Source organism: Candidatus Baltobacteraceae bacterium, assembly GCA_036488875.1.
In the GTDB taxonomy this organism is placed as follows: Bacteria; Vulcanimicrobiota; Vulcanimicrobiia; order Vulcanimicrobiales; family Vulcanimicrobiaceae; genus JAFAHZ01.
On the sequence record DASXGW010000001.1, the window covers coordinates 365,066 to 385,969 of the forward strand.

The 20,904-nt window shown below is 62.5% G+C and carries 30 protein-coding genes; 18 read left to right on the top strand and 12 right to left on the bottom strand.

What is annotated here, in order from left to right:
* Window positions 1–73: 73 nt before the first annotated feature.
* Complete coding sequence (locus tag VGG89_01595; GenBank protein HEY1975224.1) at window positions 74–232, bottom strand: lmo0937 family membrane protein; 159 nt, start codon at window positions 230–232, stop codon at window positions 74–76.
* 32 nt (window positions 233–264) lie between these two features.
* Window positions 265–702 carry a phage holin family protein gene (locus VGG89_01600; protein HEY1975225.1) on the bottom strand — a complete coding sequence of 146 codons (438 nt, stop codon included), beginning with the start codon at window positions 700–702 and terminating at the stop codon, window positions 265–267.
* 37 nt (window positions 703–739) lie between these two features.
* On the opposite strand from VGG89_01600, the gene VGG89_01605 reads away from it, so the two are divergent.
* The gene (locus tag VGG89_01605) at window positions 740–1,123 is read left to right on the top strand and encodes a hypothetical protein (GenBank protein ID HEY1975226.1); all 384 of its coding nucleotides are present in this window, start codon (window positions 740–742) and stop codon (window positions 1,121–1,123) included.
* Window positions 1,124–1,208: 85 nt separating this feature from the next.
* Here VGG89_01605 and VGG89_01610 read toward each other — a convergent pair whose 3' ends face one another.
* Window positions 1,209–1,610, bottom strand: a complete 402-nt coding sequence (locus VGG89_01610) for a CHRD domain-containing protein (protein ID HEY1975227.1) — start codon at window positions 1,608–1,610, stop codon at window positions 1,209–1,211.
* 102 nt (window positions 1,611–1,712) lie between these two features.
* On the opposite strand from VGG89_01610, the gene VGG89_01615 reads away from it, so the two are divergent.
* Window positions 1,713–2,456 carry an HAD-IIB family hydrolase gene (locus VGG89_01615; protein HEY1975228.1) on the top strand — a complete coding sequence of 248 codons (744 nt, stop codon included), beginning with the start codon at window positions 1,713–1,715 and terminating at the stop codon, window positions 2,454–2,456.
* Here the strand turns inward: VGG89_01615 and VGG89_01620 are convergent.
* Window positions 2,448–2,657 carry a hypothetical protein gene (locus tag VGG89_01620; GenBank protein HEY1975229.1) on the bottom strand — a complete coding sequence of 70 codons (210 nt, stop codon included), beginning with the start codon at window positions 2,655–2,657 and terminating at the stop codon, window positions 2,448–2,450. The two genes, VGG89_01615 and VGG89_01620, sit on opposite strands and share 9 nt — an antisense overlap.
* 131 nt (window positions 2,658–2,788) lie before the next feature.
* Between VGG89_01620 and VGG89_01625 the strand changes: the two genes are divergently transcribed.
* A complete protein-coding gene (locus VGG89_01625; GenBank protein ID HEY1975230.1) occupies window positions 2,789–3,385 on the top strand; it encodes a DUF4760 domain-containing protein in 597 nt (198 codons plus the stop codon).
* 6 nt (window positions 3,386–3,391) lie between these two features.
* Here VGG89_01625 and VGG89_01630 read toward each other — a convergent pair whose 3' ends face one another.
* From VGG89_01630 to VGG89_01640, 3 genes are read right to left on the bottom strand one after another with little or no spacing between them, the layout of a single operon-like run.
* A complete protein-coding gene (locus VGG89_01630; GenBank protein ID HEY1975231.1) occupies window positions 3,392–4,144 on the bottom strand; it encodes a ferredoxin reductase in 753 nt (250 codons plus the stop codon).
* Window positions 4,114–4,722, bottom strand: a complete 609-nt coding sequence (locus tag VGG89_01635) for a sulfite oxidase-like oxidoreductase (protein HEY1975232.1) — start codon at window positions 4,720–4,722, stop codon at window positions 4,114–4,116. Before VGG89_01635 ends, VGG89_01630 begins: the two co-directional genes overlap by 31 nt.
* A gap of 3 nt (window positions 4,723–4,725) precedes the next feature.
* The gene (locus tag VGG89_01640) at window positions 4,726–5,571 is read right to left on the bottom strand and encodes an alpha/beta hydrolase (protein HEY1975233.1); all 846 of its coding nucleotides are present in this window, start codon (window positions 5,569–5,571) and stop codon (window positions 4,726–4,728) included.
* Window positions 5,572–5,703: 132 nt separating this feature from the next.
* Here VGG89_01640 and VGG89_01645 point away from each other — a divergent pair, with 132 nt between their 5' ends.
* Together VGG89_01645 and VGG89_01650 are read left to right on the top strand one after the other, a co-directional pair.
* Window positions 5,704–7,650, top strand: coding sequence for a S9 family peptidase (locus VGG89_01645; protein ID HEY1975234.1), 1,947 nt, complete (start codon window positions 5,704–5,706; stop codon window positions 7,648–7,650).
* Window positions 7,651–7,715: 65 nt separating this feature from the next.
* Window positions 7,716–8,951 (top strand): hypothetical protein, encoded by a 1,236-nt coding sequence (locus tag VGG89_01650; protein HEY1975235.1) that lies wholly within the window; start codon window positions 7,716–7,718, stop codon window positions 8,949–8,951.
* Window positions 8,952–8,961: 10 nt separating this feature from the next.
* Here the strand turns inward: VGG89_01650 and VGG89_01655 are convergent, their stop codons facing one another.
* Window positions 8,962–9,504 carry a hypothetical protein gene (locus VGG89_01655; GenBank protein ID HEY1975236.1) on the bottom strand — a complete coding sequence of 181 codons (543 nt, stop codon included), beginning with the start codon at window positions 9,502–9,504 and terminating at the stop codon, window positions 8,962–8,964.
* A 77-nt stretch (window positions 9,505–9,581) separates the two neighbouring features.
* Between VGG89_01655 and VGG89_01660 the strand changes: the two genes are divergently transcribed.
* Genes VGG89_01660 through VGG89_01680 form a run of 5 tightly spaced genes read left to right on the top strand, consistent with a single transcriptional unit; the run spans window position 9,582 to window position 11,245 of the window.
* Window positions 9,582–9,896, top strand: a complete 315-nt coding sequence (locus tag VGG89_01660) for a hypothetical protein (protein HEY1975237.1) — start codon at window positions 9,582–9,584, stop codon at window positions 9,894–9,896.
* Between the two features lie 14 nt (window positions 9,897–9,910).
* Window positions 9,911–10,408, top strand: coding sequence for a DUF6036 family nucleotidyltransferase (locus tag VGG89_01665; GenBank protein ID HEY1975238.1), 498 nt, complete (start codon window positions 9,911–9,913; stop codon window positions 10,406–10,408).
* 21 nt (window positions 10,409–10,429) lie between these two features.
* A complete protein-coding gene (locus VGG89_01670) occupies window positions 10,430–10,609 on the top strand; it encodes a hypothetical protein (protein ID HEY1975239.1) in 180 nt (59 codons plus the stop codon).
* Complete coding sequence (locus VGG89_01675; GenBank protein HEY1975240.1) at window positions 10,606–10,758, top strand: hypothetical protein; 153 nt, start codon at window positions 10,606–10,608, stop codon at window positions 10,756–10,758. Before VGG89_01670 ends, VGG89_01675 begins: the two co-directional genes overlap by 4 nt.
* 1 nt (window position 10,759) lies before the next feature.
* The gene (locus VGG89_01680) at window positions 10,760–11,245 is read left to right on the top strand and encodes a GNAT family N-acetyltransferase (protein HEY1975241.1); all 486 of its coding nucleotides are present in this window, start codon (window positions 10,760–10,762) and stop codon (window positions 11,243–11,245) included.
* Here VGG89_01680 and VGG89_01685 read toward each other — a convergent pair.
* Entirely contained in the window at window positions 11,234–11,851 is a 618-nt protein-coding gene (locus VGG89_01685; protein ID HEY1975242.1) for a TetR/AcrR family transcriptional regulator, read from the bottom strand. The genes VGG89_01680 and VGG89_01685 overlap by 12 nt on opposite strands.
* 89 nt (window positions 11,852–11,940) lie before the next feature.
* Here VGG89_01685 and VGG89_01690 point away from each other — a divergent pair, with 89 nt between their 5' ends.
* Window positions 11,941–13,464 (top strand): DHA2 family efflux MFS transporter permease subunit, encoded by a 1,524-nt coding sequence (locus VGG89_01690; GenBank protein ID HEY1975243.1) that lies wholly within the window; start codon window positions 11,941–11,943, stop codon window positions 13,462–13,464.
* Window positions 13,461–13,766, top strand: coding sequence for a hypothetical protein (locus tag VGG89_01695; protein HEY1975244.1), 306 nt, complete (start codon window positions 13,461–13,463; stop codon window positions 13,764–13,766). The genes VGG89_01690 and VGG89_01695 overlap by 4 nt, the downstream gene beginning before the upstream one ends.
* On the opposite strand, the gene VGG89_01700 is transcribed toward VGG89_01695, so the two are convergent.
* From VGG89_01700 to VGG89_01710, 3 genes are all read right to left on the bottom strand, one after another.
* The gene (locus VGG89_01700; GenBank protein HEY1975245.1) at window positions 13,744–13,902 is read right to left on the bottom strand and encodes a hypothetical protein; all 159 of its coding nucleotides are present in this window, start codon (window positions 13,900–13,902) and stop codon (window positions 13,744–13,746) included. The two genes, VGG89_01695 and VGG89_01700, sit on opposite strands and share 23 nt — an antisense overlap.
* A gap of 95 nt (window positions 13,903–13,997) precedes the next feature.
* Complete coding sequence (locus tag VGG89_01705) at window positions 13,998–14,354, bottom strand: ribosomal protein L7/L12 (GenBank protein HEY1975246.1); 357 nt, start codon at window positions 14,352–14,354, stop codon at window positions 13,998–14,000.
* Between the two features lie 33 nt (window positions 14,355–14,387).
* Window positions 14,388–14,552, bottom strand: coding sequence for a hypothetical protein (locus VGG89_01710; protein ID HEY1975247.1), 165 nt, complete (start codon window positions 14,550–14,552; stop codon window positions 14,388–14,390).
* A 107-nt stretch (window positions 14,553–14,659) separates the two neighbouring features.
* On the opposite strand from VGG89_01710, the gene VGG89_01715 reads away from it, so the two are divergent.
* The 6 genes from VGG89_01715 (at window position 14,660) to VGG89_01740 (ending at window position 20,882) form a co-directional block, all read left to right on the top strand.
* Window positions 14,660–14,989, top strand: coding sequence for a hypothetical protein (locus VGG89_01715; GenBank protein ID HEY1975248.1), 330 nt, complete (start codon window positions 14,660–14,662; stop codon window positions 14,987–14,989).
* Between the two features lie 81 nt (window positions 14,990–15,070).
* Entirely contained in the window at window positions 15,071–16,432 is a 1,362-nt protein-coding gene (locus VGG89_01720; protein ID HEY1975249.1) for a tyrosinase family protein, read from the top strand.
* 13 nt (window positions 16,433–16,445) lie between these two features.
* On the top strand, window positions 16,446–17,660 hold the full coding sequence (locus VGG89_01725) for an SLC13 family permease (GenBank protein HEY1975250.1): 1,215 nt from the start codon (window positions 16,446–16,448) through the stop codon (window positions 17,658–17,660).
* A gap of 73 nt (window positions 17,661–17,733) precedes the next feature.
* Window positions 17,734–18,045: a hypothetical protein gene (locus VGG89_01730; GenBank protein ID HEY1975251.1), complete on the top strand. Its 312-nt coding sequence runs from the start codon at window positions 17,734–17,736 to the stop codon at window positions 18,043–18,045.
* A gap of 104 nt (window positions 18,046–18,149) precedes the next feature.
* Entirely contained in the window at window positions 18,150–18,629 is a 480-nt protein-coding gene (gene sixA, locus VGG89_01735) for a phosphohistidine phosphatase SixA (GenBank protein HEY1975252.1), read from the top strand.
* Window positions 18,630–19,487: 858 nt separating this feature from the next.
* Entirely contained in the window at window positions 19,488–20,882 is a 1,395-nt protein-coding gene (locus VGG89_01740) for a penicillin acylase family protein (protein ID HEY1975253.1), read from the top strand.
* Window positions 20,883–20,904 lie beyond the last annotated feature (22 nt).

Sequence of the window (20,904 nt, forward strand, 5' to 3'; positions counted from 1 at the left end):
GGCACAAGCCGCAAGAAATGCTTTATACCAGGCCCCCGTGAAAACGGGGGGCCTGGTGCCGAAGGGGGCGCCGTCACACCCTAGCGCCGCGACCCGTCAGAAGATTGAAGATGACGAGTATGATGCAGACGACGATGATGAGGTGAATGAGTCCGCCGCCGAAATGCAGCAGAAACCCCAATAACCAGATGATGAACAGAAACACGATTATGGCCCAAATTACCCCTGCCATGTTGATCCTCCGAACGATAGTAGCTGTTCTGCCTACTCTTCCCTTGGCCGGCCCCCCGTAAAACCGCGCACAGCGCCCCCACCTCCGCGAGCCCATTCCACGTCCTCTTTGATGTTGGCGATCGTCTGTTCGGGAACAAAGGGAGCCGCGTCTTCGACTTTCTTCTTGCCGAGCATGGCGAGAATAGCTGCCGCTGCACCCCATAACGCCGTCGTAATCAACATGGAGGCCCAAAGCGGAAGCACCAACGATAGGGCGACCATGATGAGTGCCGTTAGCGACGCTAGGCTAAAGATCGCGGCGATTGCCGAGCCGCTAAGCATACCCGCGCCCACGCCGGCCGACTTCGCCTTTTGGGCCATTTCCGATCGCGCCTCGTCGATTTCCGTACGCACGAGTAGGATAACGTCGCTCGCAAACTGAGCGGCCGCCGTCGGCATTCCTTCGTTTTCGCGTTGATTGGCAGCCACGCAACACCTCCCGCCTGGTGGGAGAGTCAATACCCACTTGTTTGGCGCGCGTATCCGGAGGGAAGCTGTAAACCGATTAGGAGGACGTATGGCACGAAAAAAGGCGAAAGCTTCCGGCGCAAAACGTACGGCAAAGCGCACGGTTAGCCGGGCGAAAAAAACCGCAACGAAAGCGCGCAAGTCGGCGGCAAAAGCAGTCAAGACCACCGGAAAGTCGCTGAAAAAAGCGGCCGCTAATCCCAAGCGCACCGTGCGTAAGGCGGCCGAGAACGTTCATCAAACCGCCGGTAAAGCCCGAGGCTTAGGTCAAAACGTGATGCAGGCGGGGGAAATGCTAACCGAAGCGGCCGACTTCGTGGATTCCATGGCGCAACGGGCGAAAGCGCGAACGAAAAAGACGTCAAGCTCAAAACGCGCCTAGCGCGAGTTGACACGTCGACGGCGTTCCGGCCGGGAGCAACCTTGCGAATCGTTCGGTGCTCCCGCTCGGCGACGCTAGCTTCGACTTACATCTTTGGGATATCACCGCACGAGACGTACGTGCCAAGGTCCGACGCCGATTTATGCACGTTGATCGCAAAGCCGCCGGTTTGTACCGTAGCCAGCGATACGCCCTTGAGCGTTGTCGTGCTCTTCCCATCGACGACGTTGGTTAGCGGGTACTTCACGCCGCCGAGGCTCGCACAGGATCCGGTGTGAATGTGTGCCGGCTGCGGCGTCGTGGTTCCATTTTTGAGGGCGATCGTAACGACAAGCGAATCGCCGTTCTGACTCAAGGTCGCGGTACCGTCTTCGCCCGAGCCATGTTGTGCGTTCATTGTTATTTGCACGCCCGTCGCGGCCTTTACGGACCCGCTTTGAGCGAGCGCCAGCGCAAATATCGCCGCGAGAGCGATGGATGTTCTCATGAGAAGCGCTCCTATCGTTTGGTTGGTTGGTTGCGCGGAGAGGGATCACCGGCATTATGCCCCGGAAAGGACGCCCAAACCGTTGCGCGGTAGCCACGTCTGGTGAAAGAGCTCGTCGCATTCGATCTAGACGGCACGCTGGCACCCAGTAAATCGCCGATCGACGCCGAGATGGGCTCGCTGCTTCAACGGCTACTGGCCCTCGTGCGCGTCGCGATTATCTCAGGGGGCGACTTTCCGCAGTTCAAAAAGCAGGTCGTCGACAACGTGCCCGCCGCAAGCAACCTCGCGAATCTTTCGCTGCTGCCGACAACCGGGACGAAGTTCTTCACCTACGACGGCGATTGGAAAGCGCTCTATTCCGAAGATCTCACCGCCGACGAAAAGACGCGCATCGAACAGGCGATCGAAAAGGCTGTCGGCGCGTCGGGTTTCCAACCGGCACGGTCGTGGGGGCCGCGGATCGAGGATCGCGGCACGCAGATTACATACTCGGCGCTCGGTCAGCAGGCGCCGCTGGACGAAAAAGAGCGATGGGATCCCGATTTTCAAAAGCGGCAGAAAATTAAAGCGCTGCTCGACCCGATGCTGCCGCAATTTTCCATTCGACTCGGCGGAACGACGTCGATCGACGTGACGCGCGCCGGGATCGACAAGGGTTACGCCATTCGCAAGCTCCGCGACGTTCTGAGCGTTCCGATCGAGCGGATGCTGTTTATCGGCGACGCCATCTTTCCGGGCGGGAACGACTACGCGGCTTTCGAGGCCGGCGCTCCGAGCATCAAGGTGCGCGATCCCGAGGAAACTAAGCGCGTCATCGAAACGATCCTGCTTTGGTCAATGTAGCGATGCATGGTTGCCCCACGTAAAGCCGGGCGTGAGTCCGCCGGGCGCGCCGGCCTTTGTTTGTAAGCAATGACCGCGCCACGCGTGGCCGGCGTTGTCGGGAGAGGCGTTGCACACATAACCGGCGGGACCACCCTTGAGCGACGGGTAGCTCGCCATTCCCGGCTTGCCGTCCTCGTGCTGGCCCGCGAGCTTTTTCACCCAGCCGGTCGCCTGCGCGCACGTCAGCGGTTTGCTCGACTCTTTGCAAGCGAGCGCTTGCTCTAGGGAGCTAGGACAACCGATGGCCCAACGTAATGCTTTCCGGAGCGCATTGTTTGTGGAGGTCCGATATGTCGTTAGAGCTCGTGAACACCCTTGCCACGCTCGGCACGTTTTTGGTTATCGCAGCGACGGCGATCGTCGCAATCGTGCAGTTGCGGCACGCGCGGGGCAGCGTCCAGATCACCGCGCTCAACGAACTTCGCGAACAGATGGAAAGCGAGCAGTTTCAGGCCGCCAGACACTTCGTCGCGACCGAATTGACCGAAAAGCTCAAGGACCCGGTCTTTCGCTATCAGCTGGCTCACCCTACTGCGAGAACCGGTGAGACTCAAATCTCGAGCACGAAGGTCAGTGCCGTCGGCAACTTCTACGAAGGCATGGGGGTGCTGGTCAAGTCTGGATTGATCGACCGCGACATGGCCCTCGAAATGTGGTCGTATCGCATCATTTCAGACTGGAAAGATATTACCCCCGTCATGGCAATCTCTCGACGCCACGCCGGAAGCGCGCTTTGGGAAAACTTCGAGTACATGACGGTCATGTCGGAGGATTGGATCGCAGCGCATCCTGATGGAACGTACGAGCGTGGAATGCGCCGCGCCACGTACGACGATAAGTGGCTCGAAGCCGATCGGCAATACGCCGCCTCGCTGGCGACGGCATAGCAGGTGCTATTTGCCGGTTGGGCCGAAGCGTTCGGTTTTAATGCGCGAAGCGTCGTAGCCGGCTTGCGTTAACATCCCGGCGACGACTTCGACGAACGCGGTCGGTCCGCAGACATACGCGGTTGGATGTTGCGAAGCGGGTAGCGCGGCGGTTGCAATGAGTTCGGCACGGACGCGCTGCGGTTTCGCCGGCCAGTTCGGGGGCGCCGTTCGCGTGTACGCAAACGTTATGGCGGCGCCGAAATCAGCCGCCGCGAGACGCGCCAGCTCATCGGCGTAGTAGATCGACTCCGGGCCGCGCACGGAATACAGCAGATGAAACGGCGCAGTAACGTTGTGCTGCGCGCGCGTGCGCAGCATGCACATCAACGGAACGATGCCCGAACCTCCGGCAATCAGCTGTATCGGTTCGGTCTGCTCGGGATGCCAGACGAACCACCCGCCGATCGGTCCGAGAACGTCGACCGGACTCCCCGGCGCGACCGATTCGACGAGATACGGTGACACCTCGCCGTCGGGGAGCAGTTCGATCGTCAGTTCAAGGTTATCTCCGTCGGGCGCGCTTGCGATGGAATACGTTCGCACGGCGGTATATCCGTCCGCGGCCGTCAGACGGACGTCGACGTGCTGTCCCGCGTCGTGACCGGGCCAGCCGGCAACGTGCAGCTCTAGGGTGCTCGCGCTATCGGTTTCTTTTCGCCGCTCGACGACTGTAGCGGTGCGCCACTCTACTCGCCGGTGTATCGCTGTTCTTTCCACGGATCGCCATACATGTGATAACCGTTTTGCTCCCAAAATCCGGGTTCGTCCTCGCCCATGAGCGTCAGTCCGCGAACCCATTTGGCGCTCTTCCAGAAGTATAAATGCGGGACGAGCAGGCGTGCCGGCCCGCCATGTTCCGGCTCGAGATCTTTTTCGTCGAAGCGGAACGCGATCCAGGCTTTGCCGCCGCAAAGGTCGGCCAACGGAACGTTGGTGGTGTATCCGGCGTACGAATGCGCCATTGCAAAACCGGCCGACGTTTCAACCCCGGCGAGCAGCGTGTCGAGCGAGACGCCCTCCCAATGCGTGCCGAGTTTCGACCAGCGCGTGACGCAGTGAATGTCGGTGACGATCGGCTCGCTGGGCAGCGCTCGAAACTGCGACCAGCTCCACTCTTTGGCAGCACCGGTTTCGGTGACGAGCGAGAACGCCCACTTGTCGAGGGGAATCGGGGGCGTCGGACCGGCCGACAACACCGGGAAATCAGTCGTCAGATATTGGCCCGGAGGCAGCGCGGCGTGCTCACTGCGCCGCTTGCCCACGAACCCGGGTGTTGCCGGCCGGCGATCGCTCATTGCTTACGTGGACACCGGAACGCGCGATTCGGCTGCGATGAACGCGAGAAGATCGGCGTTCACTTGATCTTTCAACACGGTGGGCGATCCGTGAGGGCCGCCCGGATAGATTTTCAACGTTCCGTGCCGGACCAGCTTGACGGCCAGCTCGGCCGAGTCGGCGATCGGGACGATTTGATCGTCGTCGCCGTGCAAGAAGAGCACGGGAACGTCGATTTTTTTGAGGTCCTCGGTAAGGTCGGTTTCAGAGAAGGCTTTGATGCAGAAGTACGACCCCGGCATCCCGCACATCATGCTCTGCAGCCAAAACGATTGGCGCACGCCTTCAGAGACCTTCGCGCCGGGACGGTTGTAGCCGTAAAACGGCAGCGAGAGATCCATCCAGAACGCGCTGCGGTCGGTCACAACGCCCTTACGGAGGCCGTCGAATACGTCGATCGGTAAACCGCCGGGGTTCTTGTCGCTCTTGAGCATCACCGGCGGGATGGCGCCGATGAGCACGGCTTTGGAGACGCGGCTCGTCCCGTACTTTCCGAGGTAACGCGCGACCTCGCCGCCGCCGGTTGAATGACCGACGTTGACGATATCGCGAAGGTCGAGATGTTCGATGAGTTGTGCCAGATCGTCGGCATAGGTCTCGATATCATTGCCATCCCATGGCTGGCTCGAGCGCCCGTGCCCGCGCCGGTCGTGCGCGATGCAGCGATAGCCGTGCGAGGCCAGGAAAAGCATTTGGTCTTCCCAGGCGTCCGACGAAAGTGGCCAACCGTGGCTAAACACCACGGGCTGTCCCGATCCCCAGTCCTTATAGTAGAGCTCGGTGTGATCTTTCGTCGTGAAGATTGCCATACATCACTGTCCTCTCGAAGCGTGTGAGCGGGGCCTCTATCGTACGCCAATGCGGAGGCAGGCGATAGCACGGATCAAGCGCTTGCCTGCGGGCGTGGGGTTGGAGCCTGTTTCTCGCGTAATCCAGCCGCCATGAACGCTTTACGTGCCGCGACTGCCGCGGCATTGGTTCTCGCGCTGACCGGCATCAGCGCGCCGGCCGGAGCGCAGCAAGCTGCGATGGCTCAGGTCCTTCACGTCTACTCGACGCTGGCCGGCTTCCCGGACATCTCGATTTCGCCCGACGGCTCGCGGATCGCGTTTGCAAAAGAAATCCATCACGAGACGACGCTGTGGATCCAGGCGATCGGTGGACGCACCGCGTCGCGCCTCACTGCCGGCAACGGCAAGGCGGCCTTCGATGAGTTCGAACCGGCGTGGTCGCCCGACGGCACTTACGTCGCGTTCTTTTCCGACGCGCGCAGCAAGGATCATCCCGCGCTCTATATTGCCGACGCAAACGGCGGCAGCGTCCGCCGGCTCAACGCGCTTGGCGGCTTACCGCAACGTATGACGTGGTCGCCCGACGGCCGGTTTCTGAGCTTCCTCTATATCGCGCATCCCCACCGGAAGGCGGGTGCGTTGATGCCGGGTGCGCGACAGGTCGGCGTGATCGGGAGCGTCGTCGACGAACAACAGCTTGCGACCGTTGACGTGCATACCGGTACGTTGTCGCTGATAACCCCGAGCGACGACTACGTCTATGAATACGCTTGGTCGCCCGATAATAAACGCTTTGCACTGACGTATGCGCGCGGCAGCGGTACGAACAACTGGTGGATCGCGAAGCTCGCGACGGTCGACGCCGCGGGCGGCTCACCGCACGATGTGCTCGCGCCGTCGTTCCAGATCAACGCGCCGGCATGGTCGCCCGACGGCACGCGCATTGCGTTTATCGGCGGCATCATGAGCGATTTCGGTTCGGTCGGCGGCGATGTGTATGACGTCAGCGCGGCCGGCGGCGAGCCCACCAACCTCACGCCCAACGCGCATTTCAGCGCGACCGCGATTCATTGGAGCCGGCCGCAGCAGATTATTGTTGATGCGCACGTCAGCGGTGCGCTGCACTTGCTCGCTCTCGACGTCAGCACCGGCGCGACGACGACCGTCATCGACGGCGACGACACGCTGCGCTCGATTTCGTACGCACACAACGCCGACACGATCGCGCTCGTGCGCAGTTCCTGGTCGCGCCCGGCCGAAATCTGGGCCGGCACGCCGTCGGATCTGCGGCAGGTCACCGACGACAACGAGAAGGTTCCCAACCTGGCCGGTCGCGCGGTGTCGCTGACGTGGAAGAGCGATCGGTTCGCGCCGCAAGGCTGGCTGATCGCGCCGCCGCACGTCGATCCCGGGCGCAAATATCCGATGGTGATGATCGTCCACGGCGGACCCTCGTCGGAGTCGTTGCCTTCGTATGACTCCCCCTTTGTCGTCGCGCTTACGAGCAGCGGCTATTACGTCTTCGAGCCCAATCCGCGTGGCAGCTACGGTCAGGGCGAAGCCTACACGCAAGCCAATATCAAGGACTTCGGCTACGGCGATTGGCGCGACGATCTCTCAGGTATCGATGCGGCGATTGCCGCCGCGCCGATCGACGGGAATCGGCTGGGACTGTTCGGCTGGAGTTACGGCGGCTACATGGCGATGTGGGCGGAAACGCAGACGCAGCGCTTCAAGGCGATCGTCGCCGGTGCGGGTGTCGTCAACTGGCAATCGTATTACGGTCAGAACGACATCGATCAGTGGATGATTCCGTTTTTCGGCGCGTCGGTGTACGACGATCCGGCCGTGTACGCCAAGAGCTCGCCGATCACGTTCATCAAGAACTCGCACACACCGGTTTTGATCTTGCAAGGCGAGCGCGACGAAGAAGTACCGGCACCACAGTCGTTCGAGTTCTACCACGCGATGAAGACGCTGGGCGTGCCGTCGGAACTGGTCGTCTATGCCGACGAAGGCCACTCCTCACAGAAGCCCAAAGATCGCATCGACACGTTTACGCGAACCGTCGAGTGGTTCGATCGCTACTTGAAGTAGGGCGGGAAGCGCCCGCCTGGCGCCGAAGCGTTGGAGAGTTGCTTTTTTTGAAGGGCGGGCGAACGATGCCGTTATCAGTCCGGTGTAATGCAATTCTCCTATTCGCTGCGATGGCGTTCGCGAGTTGCGCGCCGAGCGGCAGCGGCTCGAGCTTCGGCGTCACGCCTAATGGACCGGCCGAGAGACTACCAAGCAAAGCTGCGGCGCCGGTCATCTACGTCGCTAATAAAGCCGGAGAGCCCAACGGCGGGACCGTCACCGTGTACACGACAACCGGAACGTGGCTGCGAACGATGCATAAGGGCATTACGGCGCCCACGATGCTCGCTTTCGACAAACTGCACAACGTCTACGTGCTCAACGCGCCGAGCAAAGGCGGCGGATCGGTGGCGATCTTCAGCCGAGGCGGGAAGAAATTCTTAGGACGCATCGCCAGCAAAGCCATCAAGTCACCCACCGGCCTCGCGCTCGATTCAAAGAACAACATCTACGTGCTCAACGCGGCGTCGAAGTCGACCGGAAAAGGCAACGTCCTTGAGTTTGCGGCCGGGACCTCGAACTTAGTCGCAACGATCGTTAAAGGTATAGCGAAGCCGACGCAGATCGCCAGCGACTGCCACGGGAACGTGTACGTCCTCAACAGCGGTTCGAAAACCGTGACGGCCTACGGCCAGAAACACAAACTCAATCTGACGATCCCTGGGATGAGCGCGGCGACGGGGCTAATGGTTACGTGCCCGGGCAACGTGTACGTTTCGCAAAGTTTGGTGACCGCGCCCGAGATTCGCGGACGCGTTCCATTAAGTGCGACGCCGACGCCGTCGCCGACCCCCTCGTCGGGGCCGCCGACGGGGACGGTGACCGAGTTCGCCGCCGGCAGCACGACGGCATCGCTAACGATTCCGCTCACCGAAGGCATCCCGTGCGACATGGCGCCTAACGCGAGCGATACGACGGTGTTTGTGATGGCCTGCCCGGCCTTCTCGAGCGGCGACGGCATGACGATGCTCAGCTATCCGATGGACATGTCGACTTCGCAACTGACGATCAACGTCGGCGTGACGTTCGATATTTTTGCGGCGTTCGCACCCACCCCGGGCAACTTCCAGCAGGAAACGCTCGCGCTTCCGCGCACCGCGACACCGCCGCCGGACGCGCTCGGAACGCACGGCGGTTCGTACAACAATATGCAACTCGAGATCGTCAGTATCACTTACAGCAGCAGCAGCAGCGGTGCCTATAACGTCGTTGGCGTGGACGAGCCGACGATGGGCGATCCCGTGGCCATCATATCGGACTAACGTCTCGCCGCTAGCGCGTATAGCGGATGGTGAGGTTCGTTTCCCACGTCTTGCCGTTGTCGGCCGAAAACGCCTGATCGAAATTGAACGTATGCGCCGACGTGTTCGAGAAGATCTGACGCACGGTCACCATGCGGCCGCCTTGGACTTCACGATCGTAGAGCACCCCGCGCCCGTTTTCGAAATGGCCGACGCTCGGCACGCCGAGCGTGCCGGTAATAGCGTTGGCGAACCACACCGACCATTGGCGCGTGTCGGGATTGTAGAGGTGGAGCGCGCCGCCGACGATGTTCGATTTGCCGTTGCTGACGACCAGCTCGCTCATGTTGCCCTGGCCGCTCCAGAGCTTGTGCGTCAGGAGCGTGCCGTGGAAATCGATCCAGTCGTGCGCGCCGGCGAGACGGTGTCCCAGCAGCCGTAAGTGTGCGGTCCACGTGGGGCCGAACTCGAAATCGAAATCGTGAACGTGAGGATCGGTCGCCGGCGTCTTCGCCGCGGCCGGAACGGCCGTAACCAGAAGCGTTAAGCACGCGAGCAGGGCAAAGCGTTTCATTGCGGGGCCTCCCATGTCGCCGTGACAACGCCCGACACGGACGATTTGTGACCGATGCTATAATGCCTGTGAGGAGCATGCCGAGCAAACGTAACCGAACTGCCGACGCGATCCGAGAGAACGAGTTTCACGCTTTCCCCGGCGGTGATCTCGTGGCTCGGGGCATCCAGGATCTTCGGCAGGGCGTCGTCTCGGTAACGGCCCTGTTGGTCTCAATCGGTGCGCCGCGGCTGCGACGCTGCGGTATCGTGGTTTCCCATCCGCTCGAAGCTCCGGAACACAGGCTCTATGAGCTGCTGCAGCGCGAACATGGCGACGCCGCCCACTCCCAATATAATGCGTTGATTCAGCGACTCGTCAGTTTCGAAAGGAGCGTCGAATCCGTCAGCTAGCAGACCGTGACCGGATCGATGCGTTCCTACGATCCTTGGGGAAGCGAGTACAGGAGAGCACCAAAGCGTACATTTGCGGGGGAGCGACGGCCGTTCTCTACGGCTTCCGAGGAAGCACGCTCGACGTAGACGTCGTTTTTAGACCGGATAGCGACCAAATCTTACGCGAGATTCCGGCGCTCAAGAACGAGCTATCCATTAACGTCGAGCTTGCATCGCCGGCTGATTTCGTTCCGGTTAGCGGCGACTGGGAATCGCGCAGCACGTTTATCGATCGATTCGATCGCTTGAGCGTTTATCACTTTGATCTCTACGCGCAAGCGCTTTCCAAGATCGAGCGCGGACACCAACAAGATCTTGCCGATGTGAAAGCCCTGGTCGATCGAGGACTTATCGAGAAGAAGACGCTGCGAGAATATTTTGAGAGCGTGCGAACGCAGCTCCATCGGTATCCATCAATCGACCCCGAATCTCTTGAGCGCGCCGTTGAAGGCTTCGTCAACGGCGACTAGCGAAATGTTTTAACGCTGCCGGTGCTGCCGTCGGGAATGCCGTCGGACGTGCTCAACGTCGTCAAGAGCGCCGTGCAGGCCGGCGTGAAGGTCGAGCTCGTCAACGTGATGGCGACGCTAGGTGCCTTGCTCGGGGATCGTTCAAACGCCGGGCGCGTTCTCAAAGATCTTCGCAGCGTATTAGAGAAGCGACGATCATGAATGGTCCCAAGCTCGGCGTTTTTATCGCCCTCGGTGCCGCCGTCGGAGTCGCCCTCGGCGCCACCTCGCATCACATCGCCGTAGGCTTGGCCTTAGGCGTTGCCTTCGGCGTCGCTATCGGCGCGGTTGCCGACCGGCGCTCCCGCTAGCATGGACGAGATAACGATTCGCCAGGCGAGCGTACGCGATCTCCCGATCGCGGCGGACTACTGGAACGCGATCGTCAAAGAAGCGTGGAACGAAGATTGGGATGAGACGTTTCCCAACTGGCGTGCCATGTTCTTGGCAGTGGTCGAGAAGCGAATGACGCAAGGACTGCAGCGCTACTATGTTGCCGAAGCTGCGGGCGAAATCGCCGGCGTCGCGGGCGCGCAAGTGGGCGAAGCGTTTTTTGGGGCGGTTCGCGGGTACATCGAGGGCGTGTACGTCCTGCCGGCGTTTCGACGCAAAGGCGTTGCGTCGCGCTTGATGCGCGAGTGCATCGAGTGGCTGCGATCGATGGAATGCGATGCGGTACGGTTGCAGTCGACGGTTGGAGGCCGGCCGCTATATGAGTCGTTGGGCTTCGGTCCGACCGATGAGTTGGAGCTGAAGCTTAATTCGCAGAAGAAGGCGTTCGCGGAACTACACCACTAAGCCGGCGGCGAGCGATGCGAGCATCGATTGTAGGAGCTCTTCGGCGGAGGCTTGCGGGTGGCCGTGACACGTAATCTTGAGGCTCACGATGCCGTGCACCGCGGCCCAAATCGTTTCGGCGAGCACTAAAGAATCCGCGCTCGATTTCAGACGTTTTTGCGCGCGCAGCTCGTCGAAGATGCCGACGAGAATGCCCAGCGCCTGATGTCCTGGTGAATCGTCGGCTTCGGCTTGCTCTTGAAAGCCGGCCGACGTGTACTTCGGATCTTCCATGAAGATCAAGCGATACGTCTCGGGGTTCTCCAAACCGAAGTCGATGTAGCGGCGCCCGAGTTCCGCGAACCGCTCGAGGGGATCGGCTTTGGCCGCGGCGGGCGCGAGCGCGGCGTAAAACTGCTCGAAGCCGGCGCGGCAGAGCTCGAACGCGATCGCGTCGCGGCTCTCAAAATACAGATAGATCGTTCCGGGCGCGTATTCGATCGCGTCGGCGATCTTGCGCATCGTCAGCCCGTCGAAGCCCTCTTCGAGGACGATCTTGCGAGCCGCGGCGAGCACGTCTTCGCGAAACTCCGCGCGCTCGCGTTCGCGCCTATCGACTTTTGCCACCCACCTAGTATAGCCGAAAAGCTTGACAAAATGAACGACAGATGTAAAATGAACGATGTTCACTGAACGACGGTCAGGAGGCCGCTCGCATGGAGTACTCGGCAACCGGGCCCGCGGAGGGCCGCCCCGTCGTCGAATACGGCGGTCGACGGTTGATCATCGTCGTCGCGGTGATGTTGGCCTCGCTGCTCGAGACGCTGGACTCGACCATCGTGAACGTCTCGCTGCCCACGATCGAAGGCAACATCGGCGCGTCGATCGACGAAGGCATCTGGATCGTCACCGGTTACATCATTTCCAACGTCGTGGCGATTCCGCTCAACCCGTTTTTGACGCGGATGTTCGGCCGTCGCGCGTATTTCGCCGGCTGTATCGCCGGTTTTACGATCGCGTCGTTTCTGTGCAGCACCGCCGGGGCGCTCGGACCGCTGGTGGCGTTTCGCGTGATGCAAGGCGCGTTCGGCGGTGGTTTGATCGCGACGTCGCAAGTCGTGATGCGCGAAACGTTTCCGCCGGAATCGCTTGGGATCAGCTCGGCACTGTTCGCGATCGCGTTGATTCTCGGGCCGGCGTTCGGTCCGCTCGCCGGCGGCTACTTGACCGACAACTTCTCGTGGCAGTGGATCTTCGACGTCAATCTCGTTCCCGGCACGTTCGCCGCAATCGTGATTCTCGCGATGCTGCGCAATCCCGCGCCGCCGCAACGGCTGAAGGTCGACTGGGCCGGCGTCGGATTGCTCGCGCTAGGCCTGGGTTCGATGCAGGTACTGCTCGATAACGGCGAACGCAACGATTGGTTTGCCGATCCGACCATGCAGCTGGCCGCGGGTCTCGCCGTCCTGGCGCTGGCGGTCTTTGCGTGGTGGCAGTGGTCGGGAACGAAAAATCCCGCCGTCGACCTGCACGTGCTGCGCTTTCGCAGCGTGTGGACCGGCGCGCTGCTCGCACTTGCGTTCGGGGCGCTCATCTTTGCCCCGGCGATCATTACGCCGCTCTACTCGTCGTTGATCCTCGGCTATCCGGCCTTCGACAGCGGCCTGCTGCTCGTGACGCGCGCGCTGCCCGTGGTCGTGCTGACGCCGGTCTTCGCAACGATAGCCGAGCGGGGCGCGCCGGTGCGCTACATGCTCGGCGCCGGATTCGTTTTGTCGGCCGTATCGCTGTATTGGCTGTCGACGCAGATGACGTCGAATAGCGAGTTTGGCTCGCTGGGCGTGGCGCTCTTTGTCTCGGGCATCGGGCAGTCGCTGATCCTCGTGCCGCTCATCGTGGGGATTCTCAGCACGACGCCGGCCGCGCTCAACGGAAAAATTTCGCCGATCATCACCTTGTGCGTGCAGCTGGGCGGCTCGATCGCAAGCGCCGTCAGCATTGCGATTTTCGATCGCCGTACATCGTTTCACGCCGACGCGATCGGCGGCGCGATCACATTGCAGCACGTGACGCTTGCGGGGGTGTCGCAGACGCAGGCGGCGCTTTCGCGCCTTTCCGATCTCGTGGCGCAACAGGCCAGTACGTTGGGATTTGCCGACACGATCTTCTTGGTAGCGGTGCTGGCGGGGATCGTCGTTCCGCTGGCGCTGGCTTTTCCGCGCGGGAGGGCTACGACGTGAACGACACCATCGAACATTTCGCCGGCGATTTGCGCGCCTGCGGGATCGACGAACCCGACGTGTTACACACGGCGCGTCTCTACGATCGCGCACTTGCTCGGGGCTCGGAATCGGCCTGGCGGCGCTTCTATCTGGCGACCTACGTTGCGGTGAGCCGGGGCGCGGAGCGCACGCTGCCGCGATCGCTGGCTGCCGTCGAGTCGCTGCTGCGCTTACTTCGTGACGATTTCGGTGCCGCGCTCTTCGATGCCGATCTCGTCGCGCTGTTGAGTTCTCGGCTTAGTGCGTCCACGCGTGGATGACGCGTAACACCGGCATCGGAACGTCGGGACAGCGCGGGCAATAGCCGTTGCGTCTGGCGACCATGCCGACGAGCGTCATCATGCACGCGACCATCAAGATAATTAAAAACGCGTCTTGAACATCGCGAGCGAACAAGCAGCGCTTACACGACCACATTCCGCGGTAATGTTCGGTACCCGCACGACTACGGCAGTAATAGCAGATCCCGGGGCGGATGACTTGGGGCAGCATCAGGCGTCGGGACCTCGCAACTGGGCCGTTGCGCCGGCGTTTTGCAGTGCGGCGACGATACGTTCGCCGACGTCGTGCGTAACGCGCGCGATCGCGCTTCCCGGGCGGTCCGCAAAAGACTTCGCTTCGGTCAAACCCGCGCCGCTCAGTTCGCGCAAGGCTTTGATGACACGGATCTTATACGGGCCGACAGCGACCAGGACGACGCTATAATCGCCTAGAGTTCCTGGCGACCCGTGAAGGCCGTCGAGCAATCTCGGCGCCGGGGCAATGGGCGGCGCTGCCACGCCGCGGCGCAGCAGCATCAGCGCAACGACGGCGAGGACGATAGCGATGAGGAGCGTCGTAACCGGCACGTTTGGTGATTTCGACGCGTGGCACCGGTTTTGCTAGGGGAGGTCCTCCGGCTCGCCGTGATGCTCGTCGAACTGGTCGTCGCGATTGGGGCTTTGGCTGTCGTCGCCGTACTTGTCCCGCTCCCGGCGGACCACTTCGGCCGGGTCCAGGGGCGTTGGGTCGCCGTCGGCGACGTCGGGGGCGATGTCCTCATTCATGGGCCGCTTGTACCCGCCCGGGGCGGCGAGGGGGCGGTGGTTGACAGGCTTAGAGGGTGCTTGGTATACTTAGCACACGCCAAAGCACCGAAAGGAACCGCCACAACATGTCCGTCAACGTCGTTGAGTACTTCAACAAGCTTCAGGAAGAGGGCCTCAAGACCCTCAAACAGAGCCAGGATGCGAGCCTCGCGGCTTTCAACGAGTTCCGTTCGTTCTCGAAGGAACTCTCGGAGAAGCCCGGCACCGTCCCGACCATTGAGAACCTGCCGACGCCGACGCAGCTCGTCGAGCTGTCGTTCAACTTCGCGACCCAAGTTCTCGAGCTCCGCAAGGCCTACACGCTGAGGATCGCCGAGATGCTCGTCGAGACCCAGAAGCAGGCCGAGGCGACCGTTAAGGCCGCCGCGCAGCCGGTCGTCAAGCCCGTTAAGTAAGACCAAACTTCATACACGAAGCGCATAACCGCTCGGCTTAGGCCGGGCGGTTTTCGTTTTGGCGCGCAGAAAGATGGCACCATGGATCGTCGCCGGTTCTTGGTCACCTCTTCCTCCGCGTTGACGCTCGCCGCGTGCTCGTCGCCGGAAAGTCCGCTCGGTCCGCACGTCGCCGCGCCGTTTGCCGCAACCGCGCCGGTCAAACGTTTGGAGATTGCGGAGTTCAGTCGTGACGCCGCAATGGTGCGCGCCTTCCGCACCGGTATCGCGGCGATGAAAAAACTCACGAACGCTCAGAACGTCGCCGCCTACAACTACTGGCACTACAGCCATTGGATGCCGCACGGCTCGCCGCCGCGGAACATGGAAACGGTGTGGAACCAGTGCCGGCACAAGGTGTCCTATTTCTTTGGATGGCATCGCGGCTTTCTCGTGTATTTCGAACGCGCGGTGCGCAAAGCGTCGGGCAATCCGGCGTTTGCGCTGCCGTACTGGGACTATTACAAGAATCCCAAGCTGCCGGCGATCTTTACCGCACCCAAGCTCGCCGACGGTTCGCCCAATCCGCTCTATTGGCGCGATCGCCGCGGGACGATCGTCGAAGGCTTGAGTTACGCCCCGTTTGCTGCTACGGTCGCGACGTTTCCGTTTGGTCCGGGCGAATCGTACGAGGATCTGGTGGAACGCAATCCGCACGGCCGCGTTCACGATCAAGTCGGCGGTTCGATGGGGCGCGTTCCGACCGCACCCGCCGATCCGATTTTTTGGATCCATCACTGCAACATCGACCGGCTGTGGTCGGCGTGGCTTGCCGCGGGCGGCAAACGCGCGATGCCCGATCCGGCGCAGCTCTGGTGGGATCAAACGTTCTTCTATAACCTGAATCGGACGTGGCGCGCCGGGATGCGCGAGATGAACGATACCAAGCACCTCGGCTACGCGTACGAGGATCTGTCGCTGCCGGCAGCGCCGGCCGGCGCGACGCTGCCGGTGCGTCCGGCGGTCGTCGCGACCGGCGCGTCGGGCGGGTCCGGACCGATCGCATTGCGCCTCGAGCCGGTGACCGTCGAGATTCCGCTCGATCCGAATCTGTTGCGGTCGCCGTCACTTTCGCTGACGATCGGCAACGCCAAGCTAACCGACGCGGGGAATGCGGGCGGCTATTCGTTCGGCGTGTACGTCAATCTGCCGCAAACGCGCGAGGCGCTCTCGCACGAGTCGGCGTTTGAAGTCGGCGAACTGGGACCGTTCGAGCTGTCGATGCCCGGTATGGAAGGCATGGCGCGCTTTGACGTCGCGCAATCGCTTCGGCGGCAACACGCGTTGCATTATGCGGCTTCCCCGTCGTCGGTGTTCGTCTCCTTCGTGCCGTTCGGGACGCCTAACGGCGTTGCGCGTAACGCCGACCTCATTCGTATTTCGCACCTGTCCGTAACGGCTTAGACGCTCGTCACTCGTGGTTTTTGCGATTGCGGGCGTCGCGATGGCGCTCGTTGCCGTGCGGCCGTGGCGTCTGCCGGCGTGGACTTGGCCGGCGTTAGGCGCGGCGATTGTGATCGCGCTCGGCCACGAGCGCCTTGCCGAAGCCGTCGTCGCGGTCGCGCAGCAGTGGAACGTGCTGCTGTTTATCCTCGGCTTGATGGGGCTCGCGGCGGCCGCCGAAGAGAGTGGCGCGTTCGCGTGGATTACGGCGGTGCTGCTGGAACGTGCCGGCGGTTCGCGACGGCGGCTCTTCGTGTTGCTGTTCGTCACCGGTGCCGCGCTCACGCTGGTGCTCTCGAACGACGCAACGGCGATCGGGCTCACGCCGATCGTGTATCGCGCGCTGGTGTCCGCGAGCGCCGACGACGCGATGCCGTTTCTTTTCGGCTGCACGTTCGTGGCCGATACGGCGTCGTTTGGGTTGCCGTTTGCCAATCCGGCCAACGTGCTGATTCTGCCACACGCGCGATTGTGGCCGTACATCGCGCACTTAGGGCCGCCGCAGGTTTTGGCGATTGCATTGAATCTCGTGATTTTCCTGGCGATTTTCCGCTCGCGACTGCGCGGACGGTATGAGGTGCAGCCGGCAATGCCGCCCAGTGCGCCGGCAGTGCGAACGATCGTCGTTGCGGCGGTGGTCGCAGTTGCCTACATCGTCGCGATGGAGTTGCGGTTTCCGCTCGGCCCCGTAGCGGCGCTCGGCGCGCTCGCCGCGATTGTGGTTGGGCGCGTGGCGCCCAAGCCGGCGTTACGGCACGTGAGCTGGAGCACGTTTGCGCTCCTGGCCGGCGTGTTCGTGCTGCTCGATGCGATCGCGCGAGCAGGGTTCGTCGATTGGGCGTTACGCGAGCTCGAAGGCGCGGCGCGGCACGGCGCCCTCGCTGCCGACGCGTGGGCGGCGTTCGGTTCGGCGATTGTGTCGAACGCGCTTAATAATTTACCCGTTGCGGTCGCGTCGTCGTACGTCGTCGCGCACGCGCCCAGCGAACACCTGGCTTACGCGCTCATTGCCGGCGTCGATTTGGGGCCGAATCTGACGACGGCGGGGTCGTTGGCGACGATTTTGTGGATGGGGTCGCTACGCAAGCGCGGAGTGCACGTCGACGCGCTCGAATACATACGCTTGGGCGCGATCGTGGTTCCGGCGACGATCCTCGTCACGGTTTTATGGCTATGGCTGGTGAGGTAGGGAGACGATGAAGAAGGGACTGTTGATAGGGGTAGCCTTGCTGGCGACGGGGTGCAATCGGTTCGGGTCGCCCATGGCTGTCAGCAATTGCACGATCCACTCCGCTCATCCGGGACGCTCCGTTTTTACGGCCGACGTGCAGAACCAGAAAGATGCGCCGGCCGTTGCGTTCAGCATTATGGCGGCGCGTTCCGGTCGTATCGTCATCGCCAACGGCGACAATATCGTCACGTACGATTTCACGCGCCGGCTCGCGTCGGGCGAGTCGGCACACGTAGAGTTAGAGAACGTTTACCGCCGGATGCGAACGGTGACCGACTGCACCGTCGCGCATATCGACTTCGCGGACGGAAGCCATTGGTCGATGCCCACGCCCGAGTTTTGATGCGCCTGCCCTTCGACTTCGCGCCCTTCGGGCGCTACGCTCAGGATGACAGAGGCGGCGACGCTCAGGATGACAAGGGGCGTAAGGTAGCGTAGAGCAGGTGGATGATCGTCTATTTCGTGCGGCATGGCATTGCTGAAGAGGCCGATGCGTGGCAGGGCTCCGATGCCGAGCGGCCGCTCACCGCGAAAGGCCGTACCAAAATGGCCGACGCCGGAAAGCGTCTGGCCGAGCTGGAGATCGAGCCGGACGCGATTGTGACCAGCCCGCTGGTGCGCGCCCGGCAGACAGCCGAGATCGTCGCAAAGGCGCTGCACGCGAACGGCACTCTTAGCGAAGACGAACGGTTGGCCGGGGGCTTCAACCGGCATGGACTGGCCGGGATCCTTAAAGACCATGCGAGCGCCAAGAGCGTGATGCTGGTTGGGCATGAGCCCGCCATGAGCGCCGTCATCGGTCACGCGATCGGCGACGGCCGCGTTGAGATGAAGAAGGGCGCGGTTGCGTGCGTCGAGTTTCCCGACCCCGCGTCGCCGCGAGGCGAACTGCTATGGCTGGCGCCGCCAAAGATCCTTATTGGCTGAATCGCGATCGCGAGCGCAGCGCGGTCGACCTTTTTCGTCACGTCTCGACGTTTGACGCGGTTCTGATTCGTCTGTTGCGGCAGACGGCGGCGCTTTCGGGTGTCGTCGTCGCGCTGGGGTTTGCGTACGGCACGTACGTCGCGGCGGGATTCTGGGGCGCGACGCACGATGCCGGAACGATCGCCGTTCCGTCGCTCGATGCGCCGGTAACGATTGCGCGCGACGCGCGCGACGTTCCGCACATCACCGCATCGTCGGAACGCGACCTGTTTTTCGCGCAGGGCTTTGCCGAAGCCACCGACCGGCTGTTTCAGATGGAGCTGACGCGGCGCTACGCGCTCGGGACGCTGACCGAGGTGCTCGGTGCGAAAGCTCTGGCGATCGACGAGGAGCAGCGCGCTTACGGCGTGCGCGAGATCGCGGCGGCGCAGTGGCGTCGCATGGATGCACGCGATCGCGCCGATCTGCAGGCATTTGCGAACGGCGTCAATGCGGCCATGGAACGGCAGCCGCTTCCCGTCGAGTTCCGCCTGCTGCTTTATCGGCCGCGCCCTTGGACCGTTACGGATTCGCTCTCGGTCGCGCTCGCCGTATCGATCGCGCTGGGCGATTCCTATCACGACGTGCTCGAACGCAACGACGCGTGGCGTCACTACGGCCCCGCGGTGTTCGCACAGCGGTATCCGTTGAGCGATCCACGATACGATGTGTCGCTCGCGGGAACGCTGGATGCGCCTGCCCTTCGCCCTTCGACTTCGCTCGCTGACGCTCGCTACGCTCAGGATGACAAAATTGGAAGCTCCGCATTTCGTCAAAGACCGCGGATCGGGAGTAATGCGTGGGCGGTGGGGGCGGCGCGTGCTGCCGGCGGTCGCGCGCTGCTGGCCAACGATCCATTTGGAGCTGACGATTCCGGGGTTATGGTACGTCGTCGATTTGCGCGCGCCGGGGATTCACGTTGCCGGTGCGGCGATTCCCGGCGCGCCCGGCGTCGCGCTGGGCCATAACGAGCGCCTGGCGTGGGGCGCGACCAACGCCGACGTGGCAAGCACCAGCGTTTACGCGGCGGGCAAACTGCCGCGAAACGGATGGCATACCGAGCGATTTGCCGTGCGATTCGGTTCGCCCCTGACGCGGGCGTTTTATCGCAACGGCGAGTTTTTCGGTTCAGCAGATTCGTACGACGGTAACCGGCTCGTGCTTGTGCGTTGCGCGCACCTCTATGGAACCAATCCGATCGCGACGTTTTTAGCCCTCGACCGGGCGCGCGGCGCCGTCAATGCCGAACGGGTGTTGGCGCGCTACACCGGACCGGCGGAGAACTTCGTGCTCGCCGATACGAGCGGCGCGGTCGCGTACCACCTCGCCGGTACGGTCGTCGACGATCCCGCCTGGGGGCGCTACGTCCACGCGGCGCGCGATCGCGCCACACCGCTCGCACCGATCGCATTCGCCCGATTGCCGTCGCTCGTGCCGCGCCGCGACGCGGCGATCGTCACGGCCAACAATAAAATGTACGGGACCGGCTATCCGTACCGGCTCGCACCGTTCTTCGATCCGCCGTATCGAGCGTATCGCATCGCCGCGCTGCTGCACGCGCGCAGCATCTATGACGTCGCGTATTTTGAGAGGATGCAGCTCGACGAGGTTTCGCCGATCGACCGCGAGTTCGCGCGGCGCCTTAGTGAGTTCGCCGCCGCGACCGGTAACCGCGAGTTAGTAAACGCGTTGCGCGCGTGGAACGGATCGTTTTCGTCGGGCTCGCGTTTGGCGACGGTCGTGCACTCGGTGCGAATCGGAGCGCAGGAGACCGCGCCGTCGTTGTACGCCGCGCTGGAGACCTTGCGCAGCGGCGACGCGAACTCGAATCTCGGTGCCGATCTTGCCGGCGAGCTCTTTGACGCGGGCAGCGTCAAGGAGTCGTGGGGACGCGCGGGCGCGGTCAACGTCGAGCATCCGCTGGCACCCTTGCATTTCGGATTTCTCAACGGATCGACGTTTCCGGGCGCAGGCGACGAGTACACGATCCGCTTGCAGGAGCCCGGTTTCGCGCAGAGTTTCCGTGCCGTGTGGGATGTGGGTGACTGGGATGCGGGGGGCATCGCGATTCCCAGCGGTGAGTCGGGCAGACCGGGCTCGGCGCACTATCTGGACGAGTCGGGCGCCTGGGTCGCGGGCGCAATGGAGCCGCTTCCGTTTAGCGCTCCTGCCGTTGCGGCGACAACGCGCTCGACATTGACGTTACGACCGTAGCGCGATCGTACGACTTCGCGCC